This is a genomic window from Aeromonas sp. L_1B5_3, from assembly GCF_963866575.1.
GTDB lineage: Bacteria > Pseudomonadota > Gammaproteobacteria > Enterobacterales > Aeromonadaceae > Aeromonas > Aeromonas jandaei.
The window spans coordinates 1-213 of record NZ_CAWMDN010000084.1 but is presented as its reverse complement, the minus strand read 5'-3'; the positions used below and the strand labels follow the sequence as shown (position 1 = coordinate 213).

The 213-nt window shown below is 63.8% G+C and carries 1 protein-coding gene; it reads right to left on the bottom strand.

What is annotated here, in order from left to right; genetic code table 11:
* Positions 1-177: nucleotidyltransferase family protein (locus AACR93_RS05460; protein ID WP_156153064.1), on the bottom strand; the 177-nt coding region annotated here is incomplete at its 3' end.
* Positions 178-213 lie beyond the last annotated feature (36 nt).

The following is a 213-nucleotide window of genomic DNA, read 5'->3' as shown; positions in this document are numbered from 1 at the left end:
CTTGTGGCCGAGCCAGGCGTGGTTGATCACCAGCTCGGTGACTCTGGCTGCTTTGAGCTTTTCGATATGGTGGACGATGAGCGGCTTGCCCCCGACAGCCAACAACGGCTTGGGCAGCAGGTCAGTCAGCGGGCGCATCCGCTCGCCACGGCCAGCGGCCAGGATCATCGCCTTCATGGTTTCACCCCGGCGTTGGCGATCCCCGGCAATACC